The sequence below is a fragment of the Streptomyces sp. 8N114 genome, from assembly GCF_052245835.1.
Taxonomy (GTDB): Bacteria; Actinomycetota; Actinomycetes; order Streptomycetales; family Streptomycetaceae; genus Streptomyces.
Genome location: NZ_JBQQBT010000006.1, coordinates 301369 through 321285 on the forward strand (window position 1 = coordinate 301369; position 19917 = coordinate 321285).

A 19917-nucleotide genomic window follows, 5' to 3' on the forward strand; every position below is an offset into this window, starting at 1 on the left:
GATGCATCCTGCCCCTACCTGCGGCGGGAAAGCCAATCCGGCGTCCTCGCGTCCCCGCAACACTAGAGGGCCCGCCCGAGTGAACCCCCACCCGACGCGCCGAGGCTGCGCTGCGCCGCCCTGCGCTTGGCCCTCCCCCCTCCCGCTGCGGCGCTTGGGCAGTCTGCTCCCCCAAGCTCTTCGAGCAGGGATACCCCCAGGGCGCAGGGTGGGCAAGCGCAGCACCCACCATCGGGCCGCACCCGAAGGACGCCCACTGCACGGTGCGGGGTACGGCCGTCACGCGGCTGCGGGCCCGCTTGTGCCCACCCGTTCCGCCCTTTGCGGAACAGATGCCCACAAGCGGGCACCATGGGTGCGCAGCCCGCAAGTGGGCAGCAGGGAGGGCGAAGCCCTCACGCGTGGGCGGGGGACTCAGCGGCGGCGGCGTTGCGGACGGCACCGGCGACGGCACCGGAGACCTTCTCGTTGAAGACGCTGGGAATGATGTAGTTCGGGTTCAACTCCTCCTCGCCGACCACATCGGCGAGGGCCCGCGCAGCGGCCAGCATCATCGTGTCGTCGACCGTCCGCGACTGCGCGTCCAGGAGCCCGCGGAAGACACCGGGGAAGACCAGCACGTTGTTGATCTGGTTCGGGAAGTCGGACCGCCCGGTGGCCACGACGGCCGCCGTCTCGCGGGCCGCCGCCGGGTCCACCTCGGGGTCGGGGTTGGCGAGCGCGAACACGATGGCACCGTCCGCCATCTTCGCGATGTCGGACCCGTCCAGCACGTTGGGCGCGGAGACGCCGATGAAGACGTCGGCGCCGACCACGACCTCCTTGAGCGTGCCGGTGTGCCCCTCGGGGTTGGTGTTGTCGGCGACCCACCGCATCGGCGAGCCCTCCTCCGCGTCCGCGAGGTCCTTGCGGCCCGCGTGCACGACGCCGTGGATGTCGGCGACGACGGCGTGCTTGACGCCCGCCTCCAACAGCAGCTTCAGGATGGCCGTACCGGCGGCACCGGCACCGGACATCACGACGCGGACGTCCTCGATCCGCTTGTCCACCACCCGCAGCGCGTTGTAGAGCGCGGCGAGCACGACGATAGCGGTTCCGTGCTGGTCGTCGTGGAAGACGGGGATGTCGACGGCCTCCCGCAGCCGCGCCTCGATCTCGAAGCAGCGGGGCGCGGAGATGTCCTCCAGGTTGATGCCCGCGAAGCCGGGCGCCAGCGCCTTGACGACCTGCACGATCTCGTCGGTGTCCTGGGTGTCCAGGCAGATCGGCCAGGCGTCGATCCCGGCGAAGCGCTTGAAGAGGGCCGCCTTGCCCTCCATGACCGGCAGCGCGGCCTGCGGGCCGATGTTGCCCAGGCCCAGCACGGCGGAGCCGTCGGTGACGACGGCGACGCTGTTGCGCTTGATCGTCAGACGGCGCGCGTCCTCGGGGTGTTCGGCGATCTGCGTACAGACGCGGGCCACACCGGGGGTGTAGATCATCGAGAGATCGTCGCGGTTGCGAATGGGGTGTTTGGCGGACATCTCGATCTTGCCGCCGAGGTGCATCAGGAAGGTTCGGTCCGAGACCTTGCCGATGGTGACGCCCTCGATGGTGCGCAGCTGGTCGACGATCTCGTCGGCGTGCGCTGTGGAGCTGGCCGCGATCGTCACGTCGATCCGCAGCCGTTCGTGGCCCGACGCTGTGACGTCGAGACCGGTGACCGAGCCGCCAGACGACTCCACGACCGTGGTGATCTGACTGACCGCCGTCCCGCCCGCGGGGACCTCCAGACGGACCGTCATCGAGTAGGAGACGCTTGGCGCCATTGCCGACTTCCCTCAGCTTTCCCTTGTCACGTTGTTCACGTGCGCACGCGTGGCCGCAGTTCTTACGGCCTACAACGCATCACGTCAACAGATCGTCCCACCTACCCCCCGGTACGTGGTAACGCGTCGCTAGTTTCGGAAAGCGTATTCCACTATCCGAGAGGATGTCACCCGTAAGGGGCCCGCTCCTCCGCCACTTCCTCGTAAGAAAAACGGCCTCAATTCCCCTGAAACAGCATGAAAACGACTTAAGATCGGCCCGCACACTGCCTCTGCATCACAGGAGACCAGCAACATGGCTCAGGGCACGGTCAAGTGGTTCAACGCCGAGAAGGGCTACGGATTCATCGCACAGGAGGGCGGCGGGCCGGACGTCTTCGTGCACTACAGCTCGATCGACAGTGAGGGATACCGCAGCCTGGAGGACGCACAGCGCGTCGAGTTCGAGATCACCCAGGGCCGCAAGGGCCCGCAGGCCGACGGTGTCCGGGTGGTCGGCTGACTACCCGGACACACACGGAAAGAGGGCTCCCGCCAGTCCGGCGAGAGCCCTCTTTCTCACGTATGAGAACTCCGTATGAGCGACACCGACCCGCCAGCTCGCCTCGCGGCAAGTGGGCGCTCGAAGCGCCAATGGTTGGGCCCGGGGGCATGGATCGGGCCGGTGCCACACCCAGGCTAACAAACCACCCGCACCCGTGATTCCCCTACGGAAGACGCCGCTGAGCGCTCAGTCCCGCAGCAGGTCAGGGACCCCTTCCGCGTCCGGGAGGTCCGCCGCGGCACTCAGCACCCGCAGCCGCTGCGTCGCCCTCGTGAGGGCCACGTACAGCACGCGCAGCCCCGCCGGCGACTCGTCCGCGATCTCCGCGGGCGAGACGACGAGCGCCGCGTCGTACTCCAGCCCCTTCGCCTCCAGGCTCCCCAGCGCGACGACCCGCTCCCCCAGCCCCGCCAGCCACTGCCGCACCTCGTCGCGGCGCCGCATGGCGACCACGACACCCACCGTGCCCTCGACCTCCGCAAGGAGTTGCGCGGCGGCCTGACGCACCGAGGTCCCCAGGTCGCCGCCCGCGACGGTGAAGGAGGGTTCGATGCCGGTGGAGCGTACGGCGCGGGGCGGGGCGACGCCGGGCATGGCCAGGGCGAGCACCCGGTCGGCGAGGACGGCGAGCTCGGCGGGGTTGCGGTAGTTGACGGTCAGTTCGAAGCGGCGCCGGGGCCGCTTCCCCAGCGCCTCGTCGCGCGCCGCCGCGGCCTCGTCGGGGTCGGTCCAGGAGGACTGGGCCGGGTCGCCGACGATCGTCCAGGTTGCGTGCCGGCCGCGTCGGCCGACCAGGCGCCACTGCATGGGCGTGAGGTCCTGCGCCTCGTCGACGATGACGTGCGCATACTCCGTACGTTCCGGTGCCTGGCGCTCGCGCCGGCCTGCGCCCTCCCGGTCGGCGGCGGTGGTCAGCTCCTCCAGCCCGGTGAGCTGCTCCAGCGGATCGAGCTCCCGCTTCTTGGGGCGTGCGGGGGTGCCCAGCAGGGTGCGCAGCTCGTCCAGGAGCGCGATGTCGTGCGCCGACAGCGGGCCCTCGCCCTGCGGGGAGAGGCGCGCGGCGAGGGCGCGCGCCAGCGTGCGTACTTCGCCGGGCCGCAGTACGCGCCGCGACCAGCGGGCCAGCCGCCCCTCGTCCGTCATGGCGCCCAGCACCTCCCGCGGGCTGAGCTCCGGCCACCACGCGTCGAGGAAGGCGAGGAAATCGTCCTCGGTCGCGATGTCCTCGTCGAAGCCCTGCCGCGCCTCGGCGGCCAGTTCGGGGTCCTCGTACCGGCGGCGCGCCCCGGACTTCTCCCACAGCGCGTCCAGCAGGAGTTTCCGCGCGCGGGGGCGCATCAGGTTGACCGGCGCCGTGCCGCCGAGGACCTGCTGGCGTACGGCGGCCAGCTCGTCCGCGTCCAGTTCGACGCGCCGGCCGAAGGCGACCACCCGCAGCAGCTGAGGCACCGGCGTACGCAGTCCCAGGCCGAGCGCTCCGCGGGCTGCCTTGCGCAGCACCTTCACCATCCGCGCCGAGCCCTTGACGCGGGCGACGCTCTGCTCGTCGTACGTCGTCGCCTCGGCGCCCGCCGTCTCCTCGGCCAGCGCGCCGAGCGCCCGGATGGCCACCTGCCCCTCCTCGCCCAGCGACGGAAGCACTCCTTCCGTGTACGAGACGAGCAGCGGGGTCGGCGAGACGATCAGGATGCCGCCCGCGTAGCGGCGCCGGTCCTGGTAGAGGAGGTAGGCGGCACGGTGCAGCGCGACCGCCGTCTTGCCGGTGCCCGGACCGCCCTCGACCTCGGTGACGGAGGCGGCGGGAGCGCGGATGACCTCGTCCTGCTCGGCCTGGATGGACGAGACGATGTCCCGCATGGTGTGGCTGCGGGCCTGGCCGAGCGCGGCCATCAGCGCCCCGTCGCCGACCACGGCCAGCTCTTCGGCGTCCAGCCGGGCCTTCAGCTCGGGGCGCAGCAGATCGTCCTCGACGCTGAGCACCCTGCGCCCCTTGCTGCGGATGACGCGGCGGCGTACGACACGGCCGGGGGCGACGGGGGTGGAGCGGTAGAAGGGCGCGGCGGCCGGGGCGCGCCAGTCGATGACCAGCGGCGCGTAGTCGGCGTCCAGCACGCCGAGCCGCCCGATGTGCAGGGTCTCGGCGATATCGGCGCGCTGCTCGCCGTTCTCCTCGCGGACGGCGCCGTCCGCCGGTTCCACGGAGGTGTACGCACCGTCGGGGCCGCGCTCGCCGGTCTTGCCCTCCAGCAGATCGATCCGGCCGAAGAGGAAGTCCTCGAACTCGCTGTTGAGCCGATTGAGATGTATCCCCGCCCGGAACACCTGCGCGTCCCGCTCGGCAAGCGCCCCCGGGGTTCCCACCTGCGCGCGCTTGGAGGCGTCGTCCATGAGGAACTCGGCCTCGTGGATCTTCTCCTCCAGCCTCCGGTACACCCGTTCGAGGTGCTGTTGCTCCGCGTCGATCTCGCGGTCACGGATGGTCTCTGGCTCCGCTCTGTGCTGCGCGTTCAACGCGGCGGCCCCCTTCTGCGTTCCTTAGGGCAGCCGTCAACCGTACGCGATTCCGCTTCGCGGAGCGCTGTGGACCGGGGCTGCGCGCATTCAGTCCAGGTGGCTCTCGAGCAGGTCGGCGGCTCGGGGGGCGCCGCCGGCGGTGTGGATGGTTTCGCGCATGGTGTAGAGGGCGGCTCGGGTGGCGGGGTCCGAGGTGATGTGGGTGACGGCCGCCAGGAGCGCGGCAGGGGTGAGCGTGTCGCGGTCCAGCCGGGTGCCCAGGCCCAGCTCCTCGACGCGGTCGGCGTTGAGGGACTGCTCCGGAGTGTGGGGAAGGGTGACCAGGCCGACGCCGCAGTGGAGGGACTCCAGCACGGAGTTCATGCCCGCATGGGAGACGAACGCGGAGGCTTCCCGCAGTACTGCCGGCTGCGGGAAACTCCGCCGTACCTCGACGGTCGGCGGCAGCACGCCCAGCTCCGCGGGGTCCGTTCCACCCACCGTCATCGCCACCTGCCACGGGCTGTCGGCGAAGGCGTCGACGCAGCAGCGGTAGAACTCGGGGCTGCCCGTCGCGACGGACCCCAGCGAGATGTAGACCAGCGGCATCTCCGGATCGCGCGGCTCCCACAGCTCGGCCCGCTCCCGCGCACCCGACGAGGGGCCGACGAAGTGGTGCCGGGCGTCGAAGCTGTCACCGTACGGCTGGAAGGCGCGGGGCACGAACACCAGGTTGAGCTCGGTCGCGGGTTCGGTCAGCGGGTCGACGCGGTCGGCGGGCACGCCGTACGTACGGAAGAACTGCGCGCGGTCGGCGGCCAGGCATTCCATCGCCGGGTGCTCATCCCCGAGCGCCCCCGCCATGTGCTCGTCCAGGGAGAACTTCTCGTTCGAGGCGAAGTGCGGGACGAGCCGTACGGCCGGGAGGCCCAGGTCTTCGGCCACCACGCGCGCCGGCCAGTTGGTCGTGTCGTAGCAGACCGCGTCCGGCGGCTCGGCCGCGCACCGGTCGCGCAGTACGGGGTAGGTCTTCGTCATCGCTGCGAAGTAATGCCGCAGCCAAGCGCCCATGATCTCGGGGCCGATGCGGGACGGCGGCGTGAACGGCTCCAGCGCAGGCAGCTCCAGCCAATAGGCCCCCGCCCGGGTGACCACTTCGGCATGCTCGGCCCCGGTCGCGTACTCCACCCGGTACCCACGCCGCACCAGCTCCTCCACCAGCGGCAACGTCGGATTGACGTGACCGCTCCCGGCCAGCGCAACGAACAGCAGACGCTTCGGCTTCGACGAGTTCGGCATGGCGGGTGACCGTACGGTAGTAGGCGGCAGCCTTCCAGCGAGAATCGGCGGCATGTTCGAGGTTCTCCCGGGCGTCGGCCTGCGGCTGCCCGGCCGCGCGGGCACCCTGCGGTTCGGCATGGACGAACGCCCCGCCCAGTGGGCCGTCGCCACACTCGCCGACGTCCGGGAGGGCTGGGCCTGCGGGGCGGGCTGGTCCTTCGGCGCGCGATACGAGGGGGTGACCCTGGAGGTGCACGGCAACACCTGGGACCGCTACGGCCGGTACGCGGAGTGCGCGGGGCTCGCGGCCCTCACCCTGACCGCCGAGTGCCGCCCTGCGGCGCAGCCCGTCGTGCTGGGCGACATCGACCTCTTCGGCCATCCCGCCGCCGAGGTCCGGGCCGCACTCCCCAGCCCCCTCCCGCCCGGTGTCCGGCTCCGTACGGCCCCCGACGGGGCATTCATCGCCGCCGTTCGCCTGGACGCCGCCGAGCGCTCGCCCCTGCCGGAGTGAGCCGCGACGGTCCTACGCGGAGACTGCGGACACCCTTCCCATGGTGCGCAGCAGCCGCGCCTGGGCGGACGCCTCCTGTGGGGAGGCGGTGCCGTCCGGTGCGGCGAAGAAGCGGTGGGTGGTGTCGGCGGCCGTGGGGGTCTCCGGCAGACCGGCGTAGATCTCGGCCAGATGCGCGTTGATCCATGCCACCAGGCCGCCGTCGAGCGTCTCGTCCCCGCCCACAGCCCGTGCGAGGTCCCAGGTGTGCACGGTGTTGTCGGTGGTGCGTACGGCCAGCGCCTGCGCACCGGACACCCGGCCCAGGGGATAGTCCAGCACCTGCCGGAGCGCGCCGGGGCCGCTGAACGCCTCGACGCACTCCCGCACGGAATCCGCGTACGCGCTCACCGGGTCGTCACCCAGCGCGTCAACGTCCCGCAGCCGCAGGAAGCCGGCGCCGCTGCCGCCGTGCACCAGCGCCGCGTAGTTGAGATTTCCCCGCGTCACATGGTTCACCAGCCGCCGTACGTTCCACTCGGTGCACGGCGTCGGCCAGCACCACTGCTCGGCCCGTACGGCCGTCAGTCTCCGCTCGAACTCGGCGCTGGAGAGGACGAACCGGTCGATGATGCCGTCGAATGCACTGCCCATACGCCCCAGCGTGCGGGGCGGCCGGTTCCGGCACCGGCGGATATCGGACGCCGAGGCGGCAGGCCGGGCACCGGCTGTCACGCCCGGACGGGCCCGTGTGAGCATCAGCCCGTGAGCCTTCAGAAGTTGATCTCCCTGGTGCCGCCCCACGCCCACCCCGTACGCGCGGACGTCGACTGGACGGAAACCGAGGCCGCCCTCGGCCTTTCGCTGCCCGCCGAATTCAAGGCGCTGGTGCGGCGCTACGGCGAAGGACAGTTCTGCGACGAGTTCGGCACCTGTTCCCCGGAGCAGCTCCGGTCGCACAACCAGCGACTGACGGCGGAGTGGGAGACCTTCCGGGACGAGTGCCCGGAAAGGTTCCGACTCCCCCTGTACCCCGAGCCCTCAGGGCTGTTGGTCTGGGGGTTCGACAACAACGGCGGTGCCCTGTGCTGGCGTACGGAGGGCGAGCCGGACACCTGGCAGGTGGTGAGGTGGCACCGGCGGGATGTCGCCTTCTACGAATGGGACTGCGGTGCCGTCGAGTACCTCACCGCACAGGTCGAGTACCTCCTCGAAGAGTTCGAGGAAGAGGGCGAACCCGTCGAGGCCGCCTGGTTCACGCCCGCCCACCCCTGACGGCCGAAGCCAGGCCCGTGGCCTGGGTCAGCACTCCATGGAGAGCGTGCTGTCGGGCCTGCCGGTGCGAGGGTCCAGCTGCACCTCGTGCTGACGGCCGCCCGCATCCGTGAGGACCAGACGCGTCGGGGTGGCCCAGGTGATCTTCTTCAGTTCGCGGCTCTCGTCGTCTCCGTTGAAGCAGGCGGCCTTCCACTCCCGGGCTCCGAGCCCTGTGCCGTTGATGACCGTGACCTGGAAGAGCGGGTCGATCACCGACGATCCGCGCCACGCCACCGCCCGACGCTCAACTCCCTCCGGGGCGCGCACCGTCTCGCCTTCCGCCCAGCCGTCACTGTCCCACCCCAGGAGAACACTGAGCGCGAAACAGCCCAGCAGGGCGAGCCCGCCGAAGATCACGGCAGGTATCCGCAGGAGGGGCCGCAACGGGCGCAGCGTCGCCCCGGCGATGAGGAGTACGGCTGCTGCGGCGACGTGGGGGACGGGGCCGTCGAAGACCCTGCGCAGGACGACGAGATGGGTGGTCTCCGCGTAGTGGCTGCCCAGCGCGTACCCGAGCAGCAGAAGCAGTGCTGCCAGCATCATCGCCAGCCCCACCGCGCGGCGATGACGCTGCCACCAGCGCCTGTCGGCGTCCGCCGTCACAGCCATGTCGCCCCCCGTTCTCGTCCGGACCGCGCAGCGTACCGGCCTCAACTGTCCCGGCACCCGGCGAATTCCGCCCACACCACCTTTCCGGGGTTCCGCTCCCCCACTCTCCATTTATCCGCCAGCCTTCTTCGCCCAGAGCATGACCCGAAATCCACGGCCAGGCGGCCAGGCTTGCGCAAGGGTCACCCCACGGTGCCGGCGAGCGTCAGGGCGCGCCGGAGCAGCTTCAGCTCCAGGGACTACTCATCAACAGGCGCGAGTTGGCGAGTAATTCAGGAGCTCCGGAGCTCGGCGAGGCGCGTTTGAGCTTCGACTGTCCAAGGATGCGTTGGACCCAGCACTTCGAGTCTCCCCTCGGCAACCTTTTCCGCCTGATCGATCGCCTCAGCCTTCCGGCCCAAAGCGGCAAGAATAACGCCGTACGTCTGGCGCGCATTCAACAGTAGTGGGTATGCAGGGGAAAGCGTTCTTTCGTACCCGGCAAGCGCCTTACGGGCGTGAGGAAGTGCTTCCTCCGCCCTGTCTGCACCGGAGAGCACGAAGGCATAATTGAGCTCAGCCCCGAGCGTCATGGGGTGGTCTTCTCCGGATACGCTGCGGCAGTCCGCAAGTACCGCCGGCCCCGTGGAGATGATCTCAGACCGGTCTGGGATTACGTATGCGTCTGGATTTCCTGCCGCCCCCAGGAGATACTTTCGCGCAATGAGCGTAAGAGGGTGCAGCCTCCCGAAGATCTCCTCTCGACCTTCAACCGACCGGCGCAACAAATTGACCGCTTCCTCGATTTGACCGAGGTTGAGGAGCGGAGCCGACAGCCGCAAGCAAGACTCCAACGTGTCGGGAGCACGAGGCCCGAGTACCTGTTCGCAGTCCTCGAGAAGCTGCCTGTGCACGCCTTCGGCCTCTTCGAATTCCCCAAGGCGGAAGAGGGCTCGACCAATTCGTTGGCGAATCTTGAGAACGAAAACGTTGTCCGCACCCAGAAGCGGCGCAGCGATGTCGAAGACTTCGCTTGCCATCGTGTGCGCCGAAGAGTAGTCACCCGACCTGTGGACGGCGACCACAAGACGAAGCGCACATTCCGCAGCGGCCTCTGCAGTGGACCCTTCGATCTCCCACTCTGCTACCCGTCGCAGGAACGCAATGACGTGCGGTGCGAGAAGCATCACGGCGGGGTCTTGTGCTCCGCGTTCAGGAATCTTCGGCAGCACGGCCTGGAGTAGTCGAGCAGCTGTCGCGGCGAGTCGCACTCGTTGGTCACCAGGTGTGGCTTGAGCGACGCTGTCGAGAAGGATTCCGTGCGCGCGTAGGCAGCGCACGTCGCCTGGAACCAGTTCGGTGAGGGAGTGGTCGAGCAGTCCTCGAAGAGCTGATTCAACACGGGACGGATTGAGCTCCGGGCCAAGTTCGGCGTTGGCGAGGAGATTGATGGGGAGCGGATCGCCGGCCCAGCAGGCGAAAAGGCGCAGGAGGTGGGTGGCCTCGGGGAGGCCCTGGGTGGTGAGGGCGTCGAGGGAGATTTGCCAAGTGCGGCTGAGCAGGTGGCGGGCTTCGGAACCGACTGCTTCGGCGCCCTGGTCGATCAGTTCGACGGGAGCGAGGCCGGTGCCGCCGTCAAGCCCGAGGCGGTAGTCGGACAGCGTCCACGGGTCGATGACTTGTTGGGCGAGGAAACCACCGGCGAGAGTGAGCGCCAGGGGAAGGCGCCCGAGGCGTTCGGCGACCTCCGTGGCGTCCTCGATGCTCCCCGCGTGAGGTGCGAGGTCCTGGAGGACACGGGCGGCGTCTGCTCTCGGGAGGACACCGAATTGCAGCAGCTCGGCGCCGGGCCACCAGTGGGTTGCTGCCTGGCGGGTGGTGACGACGACGGTTCCTGCGGGGCTGGTGCGCAGCCAGCCGCCGTCGCGGAGGATGGCGGGGGTGTCGGCGTTGTCGAGGACAAGCAGCCAGGGTTGGTCGGAGTTGTCGAGGTAGTGCCAGACCAGGTCGGCGGCGGGGCGCAGGCCGCTGCGTGCTCCGGTGAGTTCCGCGTCGGTGGCGCCGCGGTCGGCGGCGACGGCGAGCATGCCCGCACGCAGGGAGGTCGGGTCGGAAGCGTTGACCCAAAGTCCAATGCGGCCGACGTCGTTCGTGGCGTGCTGGAAGAGTGTGTAAGCGACGGCTGTTTTGCCGCAGCCTCCCAGTCCGTGCAGGACGTAGACGCGGTTGCCGGCGCCAGGACCAACGGCGGCCTTCAAGCGGTCCATCTCTGCGGCGCGGTCGCGGAGTACGACGGGAGCGCGGCCGACGGCCGGATGACGTACTGAGTCAGGGCTCAGCCAGTCAGGGGCATGGTGGTGGTGCTCGATGATGTGTTGATCGCCCGAGGCCTGATAGATGCGCCCATGCCCCTCGGCCTGCGCATCGTTGCTGCCGTTCACCGTTGGCCCAGATTCTGGTCACGACCCGCCTGATAGACCCTGGCGTGCCCGGAGGCAGTGGCGTGTTGCGTCACTGAGGGAGTAACGGGCGGCATCTGTGGCTCGAGCTCGTTGAGGAGCCTTCGAAGGGCCTCCATCTCCTCGGGGTGCGTCACGAGCAGGCGCCGTATGCGGCCCTGCCACTCAGCACCGAGCTCCTCATGGGCGTCGAGGTCGCCCTCAGCCTGAGCGGCGAGCAGATCGTTACGGGTGCTGACAAGCTCGGAATCGATGGCTTCGGCCCTCTCCGGCTGAGCACGGCACCACAACGAGGAGAAACCGTCCCTGACGGCCTGCCATGCCTCCGTCGTCAGCATCGTCACCAAGGCTGTGCCTGCCGTGCCTGCCAGCGCGGCAACCTCCGGGTCCATGCACCTGTTCCTTTCCCGACTTCCGCAGTCCGGGCCTCAGACTAGTCAGTCAACCCAGCCTGGCGCGCGGGCACTTCAGCCAACCTCGTGGCTCACAACCGTGCGTGATCTCCGGCGCGTGCGGCATGATTCGTAACCGTACGAACGCGGACATCGACTGGGCGGAAACGGAAAGCGCGCTCGGCCTCTGGCTGCCCACCGATTTCAAGGCGCTGGTGCGGCGCTACGGCGAAGGACAGTTCTGCGACGAGTTCGGCACTTGTCCCCCTGAGCGGCTCCGCACGTATAACCAGGGACTGACGGGTGACGAAGGTAGGGCGGGCCAGCTCGGCTGCCGGGGGCTCCGGGTGCGTCGGCCAGTGCTCGCAGCACCGCGTACTGGGACATGGAAAGGCCGAGTTCCCGCAGAACGCCTTCCACGCCATGCTCGACACCCCTGCCGCCCAGGCACACATGCGCGAGGCCGCCGCCCTCGCGGACACCTTTGATCCGCGCCTGCACACGGTGGAGTCCGTGCACCACCGCTGACGCGATCCGGCTTCGCGGCGGGAGGGCCCGACACCGTCGCTGAGAACGTCACCGGTCCAGGTGGTGACGGTTTTAATGGGGTGCCGGGAGGGGCGGGCACCGGACTCAGCCACAGGTCCTGAGCCTTGCTCATCGTCGGCGGCGGGGCGCGGCAACAGTCCGTCATGCCCTAGCCAAAGCATGACCCGAAATCCCCGCCCCGGCGGCACCCCGTGCAGCAGCGCGTTCGTCGCCATCTCCCTGACACACAGCAGTACGCTGTCGCAGCGTGCCGCCGCCTCCCAGTCGCGAGCGCCGCCCCCACGAACGCCCGCGCGCGTGGAACGGAGCGCCGCTCCCGACGGTAAAAGTGCTCTCGGAATTGGGGGAGAGACACGGCTATGCCACCCAAGAAGCGTACGAAGAACGCCTCCGCCATGAAGATGGTCGGGCAGATCCTCGCCCACTACCGCCGTGCGGCGGGCTACATCCAGCGGTCGCTTGCCGGGCAGGCGTGTCTGGATCAAGAGCCCATCGCTTCCATCGAGCAAGGTCGAGGGTGCCGGAAGAACGACATGGCCGAACAGTTTGACGAGCTCCTGGAGACGAAGGGAGCGCTGGCGGTCGCCGTCAAGCACATGCCGGAGCTCGACAAGTACCTGCTATGGGCGGAGGAGTACATCGACCGGGAGCAGGAGGCCGTGGCCATCGATTGGTTCGAGAACCAGGCCCCTTCCTGGGCTGTTGCAGACCGAGGACTACGCCCGAGCGGTCTTCCGGAGCAAGGAGCCGCCACTGGAGCCGGACGAGGTGGAGGTGCAGGTCACAGGGCGAATGGCCCGACAAGGCATCCTCCAACGGAGGATCCCGCCCTCCACGAGCTTCATCATCTCTGAGGCCGTACTCATGGATCGGCTCGGCGGCGACGGGGTGCGCCGGGAGCAGCTGCGCCGTCTGCGGCAGGACCCGGATCTGCCGGGACTCGCAATCCAGATCATGCCGCTCGGCCGGGAGGCCCACGTCCGCGCTTTCCTGGTACTGGTGCAGACGTACCGTCAAACCTGCGCTGTGCGAGCGCGGTTGGGCGCCGAGGCCCCCTACGCTCCCGCCGTCGCATCACCCGCGAAAGCAGGCCCCGAGCACTGACACTCGCTCGCGGATACCCTGCGGCGCATGCTGACAGGGAACCCGGAAACTGATGCCCAACTGGCCGTGAAGGCAGCGCAATCGGGTGCGGCGGTGGCTCGCGAGATGTACGGGGCGTCGTTAGCGCGGTTCGAGAAGTCCGCGGGTGACTTCGCGACGGCCGCGGATCTCGCGGCGGAGGAGGCCATTCTCGGCGTCCTCCGCACCGCTCGCCCCGGCGACGCTGTGACGGCCGAGGAGAGCGGGCACAGCGGCGCGGACAACGCGGAGCGCAGATGGCTGGTCGATCCCTTGTGCGGCACGCTGAACTACGCCGCCCGCACCAGGCTGGTCGCGGTGAACGTGGCCTTACGGGTGGGGGCCGACATCACAGCAGCCGCGGCAGCAGATCCGTTCACCGGCGAGGTGTTCTGGACCGACGGGGAACGCGCGCACCTCCGCCACGGCGGTGTGGAGGAGGAACTGGCACCCTCGCCCGACTCGCGGCTGGTGGACCTCAACGTCGACCCGCCGTTCCCCAACGCACCGGATTTCCAGGCGGCCGGTCTTCTGACCACCCCAGGGTTCGTCGAGCACTTCCGGCCGCGCGTCGTCTCCACCAGCCTGGCGGTCGCCTGGGTGGCCGCCGGTCGGAGGGCGGCTTACGTCACCGACGGCGACCTGCGCGACAGCGTGCACTTCGCCGCCGGGATCGCCCTGTGCGCTGCCGCCGGATGCGTGCTGACCGACATCCACGGCCGACCGTTGCACAGCGGCGCAGGGGGCCTGATCGTGGCGGCCGACCAGCAGACGCACGCCGCGCTGCTGGCGGCGGTCAGGGAGCAGCGGGCCCGATAACCCGATGCGGACGGTGCCGCGCACGCGTCATCCTCGTCGTACATGAACGAGAAGTCGGCTATGAACGAGAAGCGGAACGTCCGCGTTTCCAAGTACCTGGCGCGCCATCTGCGCCATGACCCCGCCCGCATCGGGCTCAGCCTCGACGCGCAGGGCTGGGCCGGCATCGACGAGCTGCTGGCTGCCGCCGCGACGCACGGATTCCCCCTCACGCGGGCCGAGCTCGAGGAGGTGGTGGTCACCAATGACAAGCAGCGCTACGCCCTCTCGGCCGACGGCACCCGAATCCGCGCCAACCAAGGGCACACCGTCGACGTCGAGTTGGAGCTCCCGGCGCTGGCGCCGCCGCCGGTGCTCTTCCACGGCACCGTGCCCCGTTTCCTCGCCGCGATCCGCGCGGAGGGGCTGCGCCCCATGGCGCGGCATGCCGTCCATCTCTCGCCGGACCGCGAGACGGCGACCCGAGTGGGGGCCCGCCGGGGGCGTGCCGTCGTGCTGACGGTCGCCGCGGCACACATGCACGAGCAGGGGTATGTGTTCCACCGGAGCGAGAACGGGGTGTGGCTCACCGCTGCCGTGCCGCCTCGCTATCTCAGCTTCCCCGGCTGAGGCTCGGCTCGTTGAGGGCGTGATCCCGCCAGCCCTTGCGCGGCGGCCTTGCTGAACTCGTGGCATGGACACAGTGCTCACAGAGGAACGCGCGGCCAAGCGGTCGCCGGTGACGTCGTGGCCGGCCGTGGTTTCGGTGATGGCGGGGCTGTTCTCCCTCGTCACGACGGAGATCCTGCCGATCGGGCTGCTCACGTCGATCGGCGCGGACTTCACCGTCTCGGACGGGATGGCCGGGCTGATGATGACGATGCCCGGCTTTCTGGCGGCGGTCTCCGCGCCGCTGGTGACGGCGGCGACGGCGCGGGTGGACCGGCGGCGGATGCTGTGTGCGTTCATGCTGCTGCTGGCGCTGGCCAACTTCGTCGCCGCTACGGCTGACGGCTACGGCTGGATTCTCGTCTCGCGCGCCGCGGTGGGGGTCACGATCGGGGGGTTCTGGTCGATCGCGGCGGGGCTGGCGCCGCGGCTGGCCGCGGCGCCGGCGGTGGGGCGGGCGACGTCGGTGATCTTCGCGGCGGTGCCGCTCGGCTCGGTGCTCGGGGTGCCGCTGGGCACGTTCGTGGGGGACGTTGCGGGGTGGCGGACGGCATTCGCCGCGATGGGGGTGCTGTCGCTGGCGGTTTTCGCGGCGCTGTGGTCGGTGCTGCCGCCGCTCCCGCCCGAGCAGGCCACGCGGCTGCGTACGCTCGGCCGGCAGCTCGGGCAGAACGGTACGCGGTTCGCGCTGCTCGTCACGTTCCTGATCGTGCTGGCGCACTTCGGCACGTACACCTACGTCACACCGTTCCTGGAGCAGGTCACACAGGCGGGTCCCGGGCTGATCACCTTGGCGCTGCTGACGTACGGAGCCGCGGGGATGCTCGGCAACTTCCTGGGCGGCCCGGCCGCCGCCCGTCGGCCGTACGGGACGTTCGCGGCAGCAGCAGCGGTGATCGCCGCCGCGACGCTGCTGCTGCCGGTGCTCGACTGGGGGCACCTCCCTGCTCCGGAGCTCGTCGGAGGAGCTTGGGGGAGGGAAGTGGGCGCGTTCGTGCTGCTGGTGGCGTGGGGAGTCGGCTACGGCGCCGTGCCGGTCTGCTCCCAGACCCTGTTCGCCAAGGCCGCGCCGGGGGCCGCCGAGGCGTCCTCGACACTGTTCACCGCGTCGTTCCAGGCCACCATTTCGACGGGCGCGCTGGCGGGCGGCACGCTGCTGGACCGTTCGTCGCCGTCGGTGGTACTGGCGGTGGGCGGTGCGGTGGCGCTGCTGGTGGTGCCGGTCGTCGGGTGGCGGGCGAGGGAGACAGGGGGTCGCGAGGGGTGAGCTCTACCGCCGGGCCCGCGGCCCCCCCGGTGGGTGGGTCTTCGTCGGCTAGCTGGCCCACGGCGCGGTACCCCAGGCCGCATCCGGGATACCCGTCCGTGCATGGCAGGCATCGAACTCACCAGCACGGCGTTCACCGACCACGCGATCATCCCGCGCCGCTACACACGCGACGGCGACGACACCTCCCCTCCCCTCCAGTGGTCCGGCGTACCGGACGGCACCGCCGAGCAGTTGCTGCTCTGCGAGGATCCGGACGCGCCGTCCGGCACCTTTGTGCACTGGCTGGTCACCGGCATCGCCCCGGACGTGCGGTCGGTGGAGCCCGGCGAGACGCCGCCGGGCGGCACTCCCCTGTCCAACGGCTTCGGCGGGACCGGCTGGGGCGGCCCGCAGCCACCCGCGGGGGACGAGGCACACCGCTACTTCTTCCGGCTCTACGCCTTGCCCGACTCCGTACAGGTCCCCGACAACGCCTCCGCCGAGGACGTGCACCGCGCGGTGGACGGCGCGGCCCTGGCGAGCGGCAACCTCGTCGGCCTCTACCAGCGCTGACGCTCATCGGGGGTGCGCCCCGTAAGGGGCGCGGGGCTGTGTTCATGTGCGGCTCCGCCGCGTGGGCGCGACCAGCCTGGGGGTACCTCCCTGCTCGAAGAGCTTGGGGGAGCACGCCGCAGCCTGCGGACGCCGGGCAGGGGCACCCCCTGGCCGACGCAAGGGAGGGACGGGGCGGCGGCCCGGCATATGGCCGGCCGGACGGCTACCGTCCCGCCGCCGTAAGGGTGTCCCAGGCCGCCATGGAAGCGTCCACGACGGCGAGCAGTTCGCTGCGCGGGACGCCGTCCTTCGCCTGGACGGAGAGGCCGAACAGAACGGTCGCGTAGAAGGCACCGAGCGTGCGGCTGTCGGTGCCGCGCGGGACGTCGCCCTCCGCGATCCCGCGGTCCACGCGCTCGCGGAACATCCGCTCGGTCCCCCGGCGGTCCTCGGCGAGCAGGGCGCGGACGCCCTCGTTCTCCGGGGTGCAGTTGGTGGCGGCGAGGACGATCATGCAGCCGCGCGGCTTGTCGGGGTCGGTGTAGGCGATCACATTGCTGCGCAGCGCGTCATGCACCCCCTCGCGGGCCGTGGGCGCCTCGGACAGTGCGACGCAGCTGATCGTGCCGTCGGTCCGCTCGTACAGCTCCACCGCCTCGCGGAAGAGGCCCTCCTTCGAGCCGAAGGCGGCGTACAGGCTCGGCGGTCTGATGCCCATGGCCTCGGTGAGTTCGGCCATCGTGGTGGCCTCGTATCCGCGCTCCCAGAAGACGCGCATCGCCTGTTCGAGCGCGGCGTCCCGGTCGAAGGCCCGTGGCCGTCCGCGTGCCGCCATCACCGGCCCCTTCCTGTGCACGGATCGACTTTATTTAGCGCTCGCTACCGAAAGCCCTTGACTGCCGAGGATACTCGCTGCGTTAATTATTGAGCGCTCGATACATAAATGGTGAGCGGCTCCGCAGGGCTGCCGTTCCCGCAACTCTGCGGCTCCGTATGCGACACGAAAGAGGACAGCCATGACGTCGACATCGACACTCCCGCTCAGCGGCAAGGCAGCGCTGGTCACCGGCGGGAGCAGGGGGATAGGCGCGGCCGTCGCCAGGAGGCTCGCGGCGGACGGCGCAGACGTCGCTCTGACGTACGTCAGCGCGGAGGGCCGGGCCAAGGAGGTCGCCGAGGACATCCGCGCCACCGGCCGCCGGGCGCTGGTCATCCAGGCGGACAGCGCGTCGGCCACCGACCCCGTGGAGGCCGTGCACCGTACGGCGCGCGAGTTCGGCCGCTTCGACATCCTCGTCAACAACGCCGGCATCTTCCCCAGCGGCCCGCTGGAGGACGTCACGGTGGCGGAGATCGACCGCACCCTCGCGATCCATGTGCGCGCCGCGCTGCTCGGTGCGCAGACGGCGGCCGGGCACATGACGGAGGGCGGACGGATCATCACGATCGGCAGCAACCTCGCCGACCGCGTTCCAGGCCCCGGCATCACCCTCTACGCCGCCTCCAAGTCCGCACTCAGCGGCCTCACTCGGGGGCTGGCCCGCGACCTTGGCGCCCGTGGCATCACCGCCAACCTCGTCCAGCCCGGCTCGACGGACACCGAGATGAACCCCGCCGACAGCGGCGCACGGGCCGACGCACAGCGCTCGATGACCGCCCTCGGCCGCTACGGCACCCCCGAGGGCATCGCCGCCATGGTCGCCCACCTGGTCGGCCCGGACGGCTCCGGCACCACCGGCTCCACCTTCACCGTGGACGCGGGCACCAACGCCTGAGGGCTGCGCCCCGAAGGGGCGCGGGGCTGTGTTCATATGCGGCTCCGCCGCGATGGGGGTCCCCCTGTTCGAGCGAAGCCGAGAACTTGGGGGCGCGACCAGCCACAACGGACCCGCAGCCCGCGGGATCGGGCAAGGGGCAACCCCCTCACCGGAACAACCGGAGGGCCGCGTCAAAGCGCGGGCTTCCGCCAGGTCAGCGAGTACCGACGCAGCACGTGCCAGCGATACCGCACACCGGGCAGCAGCCGCCGCGCAGCGCCCCGCACCTGCCCGTAGCTCATATACGGGTCGGCGGCCGGCATCCCTCCCGGACCGCTTGCGCGGCGCACCACTTTGGTGATCCGTACGAGAGGGAGGGTCGCGATCCGCGCCGCCCAGTCGGCCGGGGTCGCCTCACGGGCGAGTCCCACGACCACCAGCGTGCCGCCGGGGCGAAGCAGCTCACGCATGCGGGTGAGGGCCGCCTCGAAGTCCATGTGGTGGATGGTGGAGACCGAGCAGATGAAGTCGTAGCCCGCGGCGGGGAGGTCGGAGGTGCGGAAGTCGTCCTCGATGAAGGTCAGCTCCGGGTGGCCGGCGGCGAGTTCGCGGGCGCGGGAGATCATCTGTGCCGAGCTGTCGATCCCGGTGACGCGCTGTGCCCGGCCGGTCAGCTTCCGGGCCAGAAGTCCGTCCCCGCAGCCGACGTCCAGCGCCTCCGAGCACCCCTCGGGAACGGCGCGCAGGATGCCCGGATGGCGGGCGACGTTGGTGTTCCAGTACGGCTTCAGATCGGTCCGGGACATCGGGTCATCGTAAGTGCCCCGCGAGCGGCCCTCAGTGGTGCAGGTTATCGTCCGGGGCCGGGAGCCAGCTTCCGGCGGGGCGGCGCAGCCACCCGCCGGCGGCGCCCAACTCCCGTGCGGTCTCACGCAGCGCGGCGAGGCCGGGGTGCCGCAGGCCCCGGCGCCACACCATCGAGACCGGCGACAGCGGTACCGGCTCGGTCAGCGGGCGCAGCACCATGCCCTCCATGTCGATGAAGACCTCGGTCGCCAGCACCGACCAGCCCTTCCCCCGCACCACCCGGGCGAACTCCCGCTCCCCCTCGATCTTCGGGAACGGCGCCGCCAGTCGGATGCCGCGCCCCTCGAACAGCGCGCGGGCGTAAGAGGTCCACTCGGCGGTGTCCGGGTTCCCGGCACCGGCGTACAGCGTCTCCCCCTCCAGCGCCGCCAGCGGCATCTCGCCCGGCCCGGCTCCCGGGCGGCGGTGCTGCTCCGGCAGCAGTACGGCGACGCGCTCGTACCGCACCAGGTGGTACTCCAGCCCGGTCAGCATCTCCCGGGGCAGCCCGGCCACCCGGCCGAAGGCGACATCGAGGCGGCCCGCGAGGATGTCGGCGGCGGCTGCTGTCAGACCGCTGTAGTAGCGGGCGACGAACTCGAAGCGCGGCGCCGCCTCCCGCGCCGCCTCCAGCACCCGCTGCCCGGTGGAGACGGGCGCCGCCACATCGACGGCCAGCGGACGCTGTCCCGCCGCCGCGCCCCGCCCGAAGGCTGCGGCCAGCTCGTCGTGTGCCGCCAACACCCGCCGGGCGTACGGAAGCAGCTGCTCGCCCTCCGGAGTGAGCGCCACCTGCCGGGTGCTGCGGACGAACAGCACGGCACCCAACTCCCGCTCCAGCGAGCGGATATCACGGCTGAGCGCCTGCTGTGCCACGTACAGCCGGGCGGCAGCGCGCGTGAAGTGCAGCTCCTCCGCGACCGCCATGAACGCCCGCAGCAGGCGTGGAGAGAGATCACTGGACACCGGGAGACCGTAAGCGCGGGCAGCGCGATTC

20 protein-coding genes are annotated in these 19917 nt (G+C 70.4%); 10 read left to right on the forward strand and 10 right to left on the reverse strand.

Annotated elements, in window-relative coordinates:
• Window positions 1-395: 395 nt before the first annotated feature.
• Window positions 396-1808, reverse strand: a complete 1413-nt coding sequence (locus ACTWQF_RS16275) for an NAD-dependent malic enzyme (protein ID WP_443280094.1) — start codon at window positions 1806-1808, stop codon at window positions 396-398.
• Window positions 1809-2103: 295 nt separating this feature from the next.
• Between ACTWQF_RS16275 and ACTWQF_RS16280 the strand changes: the two genes are divergently transcribed.
• Window positions 2104-2310 carry a cold-shock protein gene (locus ACTWQF_RS16280; RefSeq protein WP_019354305.1) on the forward strand — a complete coding sequence of 69 codons (207 nt, stop codon included), beginning with the start codon at window positions 2104-2106 and terminating at the stop codon, window positions 2308-2310.
• A gap of 228 nt (window positions 2311-2538) precedes the next feature.
• Here ACTWQF_RS16280 and ACTWQF_RS16285 read toward each other — a convergent pair whose 3' ends face one another.
• Window positions 2539-4863: a HelD family protein gene (locus ACTWQF_RS16285; protein WP_443280095.1), complete on the reverse strand. Its 2325-nt coding sequence runs from the start codon at window positions 4861-4863 to the stop codon at window positions 2539-2541.
• A 90-nt stretch (window positions 4864-4953) separates the two neighbouring features.
• On the reverse strand, window positions 4954-6144 hold the full coding sequence (locus ACTWQF_RS16290) for a macrolide family glycosyltransferase (protein WP_443280096.1): 1191 nt from the start codon (window positions 6142-6144) through the stop codon (window positions 4954-4956).
• 52 nt (window positions 6145-6196) lie between these two features.
• On the opposite strand from ACTWQF_RS16290, the gene ACTWQF_RS16295 reads away from it, so the two are divergent.
• Window positions 6197-6640, forward strand: coding sequence for a hypothetical protein (locus ACTWQF_RS16295; RefSeq protein WP_443280097.1), 444 nt, complete (start codon window positions 6197-6199; stop codon window positions 6638-6640).
• 12 nt (window positions 6641-6652) lie between these two features.
• On the opposite strand, the gene ACTWQF_RS16300 is transcribed toward ACTWQF_RS16295, so the two are convergent.
• Entirely contained in the window at window positions 6653-7273 is a 621-nt protein-coding gene (locus ACTWQF_RS16300) for a TIGR03086 family metal-binding protein (RefSeq protein WP_443280098.1), read from the reverse strand.
• A gap of 111 nt (window positions 7274-7384) precedes the next feature.
• Between ACTWQF_RS16300 and ACTWQF_RS16305 the strand changes: the two genes are divergently transcribed.
• Window positions 7385-7894, forward strand: coding sequence for an SMI1/KNR4 family protein (locus ACTWQF_RS16305; RefSeq protein ID WP_443280099.1), 510 nt, complete (start codon window positions 7385-7387; stop codon window positions 7892-7894).
• A gap of 27 nt (window positions 7895-7921) precedes the next feature.
• On the opposite strand, the gene ACTWQF_RS16310 is transcribed toward ACTWQF_RS16305, so the two are convergent.
• From ACTWQF_RS16310 to ACTWQF_RS16320, 3 genes are all read right to left on the reverse strand, one after another.
• Window positions 7922-8545, reverse strand: coding sequence for a hypothetical protein (locus ACTWQF_RS16310; protein ID WP_443280100.1), 624 nt, complete (start codon window positions 8543-8545; stop codon window positions 7922-7924).
• A gap of 272 nt (window positions 8546-8817) precedes the next feature.
• Window positions 8818-10965 carry a tetratricopeptide repeat protein gene (locus tag ACTWQF_RS16315; protein ID WP_443280101.1) on the reverse strand — a complete coding sequence of 716 codons (2148 nt, stop codon included), beginning with the start codon at window positions 10963-10965 and terminating at the stop codon, window positions 8818-8820.
• The gene (locus ACTWQF_RS16320) at window positions 10962-11375 is read right to left on the reverse strand and encodes a hypothetical protein (protein WP_443280102.1); all 414 of its coding nucleotides are present in this window, start codon (window positions 11373-11375) and stop codon (window positions 10962-10964) included. Before ACTWQF_RS16320 ends, ACTWQF_RS16315 begins: the two co-directional genes overlap by 4 nt.
• 303 nt (window positions 11376-11678) lie before the next feature.
• Here ACTWQF_RS16320 and ACTWQF_RS16325 point away from each other — a divergent pair, with 303 nt between their 5' ends.
• The 6 genes from ACTWQF_RS16325 (at window position 11679) to ACTWQF_RS16350 (ending at window position 16335) form a co-directional block, all read left to right on the forward strand.
• Complete coding sequence (locus ACTWQF_RS16325) at window positions 11679-11903, forward strand: hypothetical protein (RefSeq protein WP_443280103.1); 225 nt, start codon at window positions 11679-11681, stop codon at window positions 11901-11903.
• A 453-nt stretch (window positions 11904-12356) separates the two neighbouring features.
• Window positions 12357-13028, forward strand: coding sequence for a Scr1 family TA system antitoxin-like transcriptional regulator (locus tag ACTWQF_RS16330; RefSeq protein WP_443280104.1), 672 nt, complete (start codon window positions 12357-12359; stop codon window positions 13026-13028).
• A 27-nt stretch (window positions 13029-13055) separates the two neighbouring features.
• On the forward strand, window positions 13056-13865 hold the full coding sequence (locus ACTWQF_RS16335) for an inositol monophosphatase family protein (protein WP_443280105.1): 810 nt from the start codon (window positions 13056-13058) through the stop codon (window positions 13863-13865).
• 60 nt (window positions 13866-13925) lie between these two features.
• On the forward strand, window positions 13926-14474 hold the full coding sequence (locus ACTWQF_RS16340) for an RNA 2'-phosphotransferase (protein WP_443280106.1): 549 nt from the start codon (window positions 13926-13928) through the stop codon (window positions 14472-14474).
• Between the two features lie 64 nt (window positions 14475-14538).
• On the forward strand, window positions 14539-15780 hold the full coding sequence (locus tag ACTWQF_RS16345; RefSeq protein ID WP_443280107.1) for an MFS transporter: 1242 nt from the start codon (window positions 14539-14541) through the stop codon (window positions 15778-15780).
• A 102-nt stretch (window positions 15781-15882) separates the two neighbouring features.
• A complete protein-coding gene (locus ACTWQF_RS16350) occupies window positions 15883-16335 on the forward strand; it encodes a YbhB/YbcL family Raf kinase inhibitor-like protein (protein WP_443280108.1) in 453 nt (150 codons plus the stop codon).
• A gap of 205 nt (window positions 16336-16540) precedes the next feature.
• On the opposite strand, the gene ACTWQF_RS16355 is transcribed toward ACTWQF_RS16350, so the two are convergent.
• Entirely contained in the window at window positions 16541-17173 is a 633-nt protein-coding gene (locus ACTWQF_RS16355) for a TetR/AcrR family transcriptional regulator (protein WP_443280109.1), read from the reverse strand.
• Between the two features lie 160 nt (window positions 17174-17333).
• On the opposite strand from ACTWQF_RS16355, the gene ACTWQF_RS16360 reads away from it, so the two are divergent.
• A complete protein-coding gene (locus ACTWQF_RS16360; protein ID WP_443280110.1) occupies window positions 17334-18092 on the forward strand; it encodes an SDR family NAD(P)-dependent oxidoreductase in 759 nt (252 codons plus the stop codon).
• Between the two features lie 173 nt (window positions 18093-18265).
• Here the strand turns inward: ACTWQF_RS16360 and ACTWQF_RS16365 are convergent, their stop codons facing one another.
• Together ACTWQF_RS16365 and ACTWQF_RS16370 are read right to left on the reverse strand one after the other, a co-directional pair.
• Window positions 18266-18880 carry a class I SAM-dependent methyltransferase gene (locus ACTWQF_RS16365; protein WP_443280111.1) on the reverse strand — a complete coding sequence of 205 codons (615 nt, stop codon included), beginning with the start codon at window positions 18878-18880 and terminating at the stop codon, window positions 18266-18268.
• A 31-nt stretch (window positions 18881-18911) separates the two neighbouring features.
• Window positions 18912-19886: a LysR family transcriptional regulator gene (locus tag ACTWQF_RS16370; protein ID WP_443280112.1), complete on the reverse strand. Its 975-nt coding sequence runs from the start codon at window positions 19884-19886 to the stop codon at window positions 18912-18914.
• Window positions 19887-19917: the final 31 nt, after the last annotated feature.